The following is a 4,634-nucleotide window of genomic DNA, read 5'->3' as shown; positions in this document are numbered from 1 at the left end:
GAGTAGGACACCGCCGAACACAACTTCACACGAAAGCCCCGGACCCCAGGTCCGGGGCTTTCCTGCATCCCCAGGGGGGGCACCACCCCACACCCCTACCCCCCAGACAAACCAGACAACCCCCGGGAGGATGGCGGTTCCGCATGTCATGGGCTCGGCTTTCCCGGCAGACGCAGACGCGACTGGCAGGTGGTCACTGTTCGTCCCCCTCGTCGTGGGCAGCGTGACCTTGGCCGGGCGGGCCGGCGCGCTGAGGGGTTGACGATCTCGAGCGGGTGGGCAGAGGATCCCGGTGGTCTGGTTGTCATTGACGGCCCGGCGCCTATCCGCGGACCGAGATGCCGGAGAAGCGTCTTGCCCAGTCATCGGAAATCACGCTCGCCTCAGTCGCGTTTGGCTACTGTTCTGGCTCTCGAAGTCCCGCGGGTGAGCTATGCACCATCTGGAGGAGGTCCGTATGGGGGTGTGTCATCGCGGCGTCTGCGATCGTCATGCCCGTACCGGCTATGGCGTAGCTCATCGTGTCGTCGCCGTCGCCTGGGAGTCCGATGGCCCTGAGTAGTGTCGCTGTGTGGGGTCTGCAGCTACTCGGCGGTGGTGACGGCGTGTTCGACGTTGTTCCCGCGTGGCTCACTTCCGCGACGTGATAACCACAGAGCTTTCTCGAGTGAGTCCATCTCGGGTAGACCGACCTGCTTCTCGGGACGGGTGCGGCGGGCGTCAAATGCGCGCGGCCCGGCCGCGATGGTCTTGGCGGCTGGTTGTGTGGACACTCTCAGACTCCTGTCGCGAATAGAAGCGCTCTGAACTCCGCTGTCGATGACCCGTAGCGCGAACTCGTGTGTTGCCGTCACTCCTGGGTACCCATTGCGTTCGACTTCCATGCTGACCTCATCGACCAATGTGGTGAAGCCGGCTAGAAGCAGGTCCAGCCGGGCTCCAGGCCACGTCTCCATCATCTGAACCCGCCGGCTACGAGCCCGATGGACACCGACGGTGCCTGAGGGCCATACGCACTCGACTTCCTCGGGGCCGGACATGACCACCTCAGGCGCCCCGTACAACATCACTAAATGGAAGCAGGGCGACCCTGCACTACGTCGCCGCTGGCACACGAGGTACACCGATCGTGCTGGTGCACGTGTTCCTCAAATCGTGGTGGGCGTTCGATGGGGCCATTCTGCTGCTCGATGCCACGCACCGGGTCTGCGCCTGTGGATCTTCGCGGTGTCGAAGACTCGACCCCAGTCCCGGAGGGCTTGGACATTCTGGCCAACCGTGAAGACCGGCCGCTCGCTATGGTCGCCTCCTGGACCGGACCGGACCGGACCGAGCCACTGGGTCACTGGGTCACTGGGTCACCGAACTGTCCGACCGGATCGCCGGCCGACACCATCGTCAATCTTTCGGCCAACCACGCGCGCACCATCACCCCCGGCCAGGTCGACATGCGACGACACCGCCGAGGCCACGCCCGCTCCACTGACGGCTACTGTGAGTTGCCCTTCGGTCGCGGCCCCGACCAGAATGCCAGGGCCGCACCCGTGACCCCCAGAACCCCGCCATCAATTGCGTGGGCCGTGCTAGCCGAAGGCGCTGTGCGACCGTCCTCGGCGAACGCGTCGAACGGGCGAGCTCCCAGAACGCGCACGGTGCGCGAGTTGGTCCCTGCCAGCCATTCGATCAGCTGGCTGTGCGCAGCTTCGCTCGGTCTCGCTGGTCTCGCGGCGGTTCGTGTCGTGATCGCGTCCCGACACCCGACCGTCTATCAGACGCACCCTTGCGACGGCCGGCCAGGACTGAGGGCGCCGGACACGAGGGCTTGAACGAGCTGATCAGCGTCGTAGTCGGGGTCGCCCGCGGCTCCGATGCAGAGGTTCCCGACGCCCTTCAGGAGGCTGTACCCGTTCAGGGCCGGTTCTTGTTCCGGGAGTTCGTGATGATCGGCGCGGGCCGCGTGGAGGAGAGAGCCGCAGACAGGTACGAGGCGGTCGACGAAGTGTGCGTGGAGCGCATCTGATCCGGCGTTGTCGCCGTGAAGGGCCCCGGCGAGGCCGTGCTTGGTCACAAGGAAGTCCACGAATAGTGCCACCCACGCGCGCAGCGCGACTTCGGCTGTCGCACTCTCGGCGAGGAGCCTCGGCCCCGCCTCGGCACAGGCTTCAACCTGGTGCCGGTACACCGCGACAACCAACTCCGGCCGGGTCGGGAAGTGGCGGTAGATGGTGCCCATCCCCACTCCGGCTCTCGCTGCGATCTCACGGACGGGTGCGTCCACGCCGGATTCCACAAACACCGCCGCGGCTGCGTCGAGTAGAGCCTGCCGGCTCCGACGCGGACGGCCGCCCGTTCTCGACACACCGGCGGGCTTGCCTTCGTCCTCGGTGCCGTTCATGGCCCCTCCTCGCTGGGTGATCACGCACTTGTGTAACGGAGCAATGTTCCGTAACGTTTCGGAGCAATGCTCCGTCGTAAGTATGGCAGGGCGTAGCTCCTCGGAAGGGAAACCCCCATGCACTCATCAATAGTCGGAACGCTGGACGGCATCATCGGCTCGGGCTCCCCGGTCGTGTCCGTGGCTCCTGTGGCACTGTCCGCCCCGGACCGGCTTGTCCCGCTGGAAGTGCGCGTGTCGGCACCAGCGACCGGCACTGGCCTGCCCGTCGTCCTGTTCTCGCACGGCAACGGGTGGAACCTCGACGGGTACGCGCCGCTGACGGCGTTCTGGGCTTCCCGGGGCTTCGTAGTCATCCAGCCCACTCACCTGGACTCCCGTCGGAACGGGTTCGGGTTTGACCACCCCGTCTTCCCGACGATCTGGACCGAGCGGATCAATGACCTGACCCGCATCCTCGACCAGCTCGACAGCATTGAGGCTGCCGTCCCGGGCCTCGCCGGCCGCGTCGACCGCAGCCGTGTTGCCGCCACAGGTCACTCCTGGGGCGGTCACACAGCGCAGTCCCTCCTCGGGGCACGGATCTTTGACGAGGAAGGCCACGTCGGGGAGGACATGTCCGACAGCCGCGTCACCGCCGGTGTCCTCTTAGCCGCCACTGGTCTCGGCGGCGACGACCTACACCCGTTCGCGCAGGCGAACTTCCCGTTCATGCGTCCCTCTTTCCGGGAGCTGACCACCCCGACCCTCGTGGTCGCGGGTGACCAGGACCAGTCGAAGATGTCCAGCCGCGGACCGGACTGGTTCACCGATGCGTACACGCACAGCCCCGGCGCCACCGACCTCCTCACCTTCTACGGTGCCGAGCACGCGCTGGGCGGGATCGTCGGCTACGAAGTCGCGGAGACCACCGACGAGAACCCGGAACGGGTCGCCGTAATACAGCGATTGAGCACCGCCTACCTCCGCACCGCCCTGCAGGTCGACGCGGACAGTTGGGCCTGCGCCCGCAGTGTATTCCGCGACGGCACTGACCCGATCGGTCGTGTCGACAGCAGGTGAAAGCCCGGGCTCCTCCCGTCACCGACTCCACCACCGTGACGGAAAAGGGCTTCGCCGATTCCGCCCGGACACGCCGGGCACTGCGCGGTCAAAGGGGGAGCAGGTTTCACATACCGCCGTTTCGGATCCTGCGCCGCCGGCGCCCTCGACTCCCGCCGGTCTCACCACCTCATCGGCAACAAACGCGAAACGAGTACTCACCCGTCGTCGACGAGGGCTCCGATCCTGGGCCTCGACGTTCTCCGAAGGTGGTGCTACTCAATCCGGGCCGTGCCCGAGATTCATGATTGTGCGCAATCATGGCCGGCCGCGGCCCCGGCCCCGGCCAGAGCACCAGCCACCTCTCCTGCCGTCTGCGCACCCCGGGGAGAGCGATACCCGAGTCGAGATCGGCAGATCCACACGGTCCGGGGCGACCGGAATACGTACCCGAAGCCCCGTATCCGCGATCCCTCGCGGGCTCCGTGAAGACACCGCGCTGCGTGGGGAACCGTGCACGCTCGATCCAGCGGGATGACACGGCAGCTGTGATCCGGTCTGAGCATGGACGATTCGCCAGAGCCGTCAACGGACGTCGTCGGCGGTCCCTGCGCGGTGTGCGTCGCCGGCTCGATCCACGGGATCCCTCTAGACGTCTCGCGGAGAAGCGTCACCGCGCCTGTCCCGGAAAGCGTGCGCTCCAGGCCCCTGCTCTTCAGAGGGGGAGAGGACTCGCCGTTGCAACAGTGCCCGTACTGCCGACAGCGCGAGTGGTGGCCAGCCCCCCCGGGTCATTCGTTGACACACACTTCGAACGGGGGAGAGTGCACGAAACATCGATTGACCAGCAGATTTGGTGTTGCGTTGGCCCGCGTGTAACTTTATCGGAGTCGCCAAGAGCGAGTTCGGACCGGGAGGTTCGAGCTGCTGGGGGTGATGTGCTCCAGAATGTGGCAGGAACCGCCGGTTTGACCGGGACGGGGAGAGTCGCTAGGCTGGAGAAGTTGCCCCGAAAGAGGCGGCGGAGTGTGGTTGTTCCTCGAGAACCGGTGGTCAGAGACTTATCGGGGATCGATGTGTGGGTGTTGTTTGAGAACTCAACAGTGTGTTTTGTTTGTGATAGTGCCAAATTTTTTGTTTGGTTGCGACCCTTTCACATCCCTGTCGTGGGGGTCGCGTTTTTTTGAACAGCCAGTTT

Annotated in this window: 3 protein-coding genes; 1 reads left to right on the top strand and 2 read right to left on the bottom strand. The window is 65.6% G+C overall.

All coding sequences use genetic code 11. From position 1 onward, the window contains the following. Window positions 1-584: 584 nt before the first annotated feature. Both NJE57_RS19860 and NJE57_RS19855 read right to left on the bottom strand, forming a co-directional pair. Window positions 585-773, bottom strand: coding sequence for a hypothetical protein (locus NJE57_RS19860; RefSeq protein ID WP_319030213.1), 189 nt, complete (start codon window positions 771-773; stop codon window positions 585-587). A 995-nt stretch (window positions 774-1,768) separates the two neighbouring features. Further along, on the bottom strand, window positions 1,769-2,395 hold the full coding sequence (locus NJE57_RS19855) for a TetR/AcrR family transcriptional regulator (RefSeq protein WP_319030212.1): 627 nt from the start codon (window positions 2,393-2,395) through the stop codon (window positions 1,769-1,771). Window positions 2,396-2,512: 117 nt separating this feature from the next. Between NJE57_RS19855 and NJE57_RS19850 the strand changes: the two genes are divergently transcribed. Beyond that, entirely contained in the window at window positions 2,513-3,457 is a 945-nt protein-coding gene (locus NJE57_RS19850) for a chlorophyllase/cutinase-like alpha/beta fold protein (protein WP_319030211.1), read from the top strand. Window positions 3,458-4,634 lie beyond the last annotated feature (1,177 nt).

It is taken from the genome of Dietzia sp. PP-33 (genome assembly GCF_033790845.1).
GTDB lineage: Bacteria > Actinomycetota > Actinomycetes > Mycobacteriales > Mycobacteriaceae > Dietzia.
Note: the sequence above shows the minus strand (reverse complement) of the source record. Positions and strands in the feature narration are given on the sequence as shown.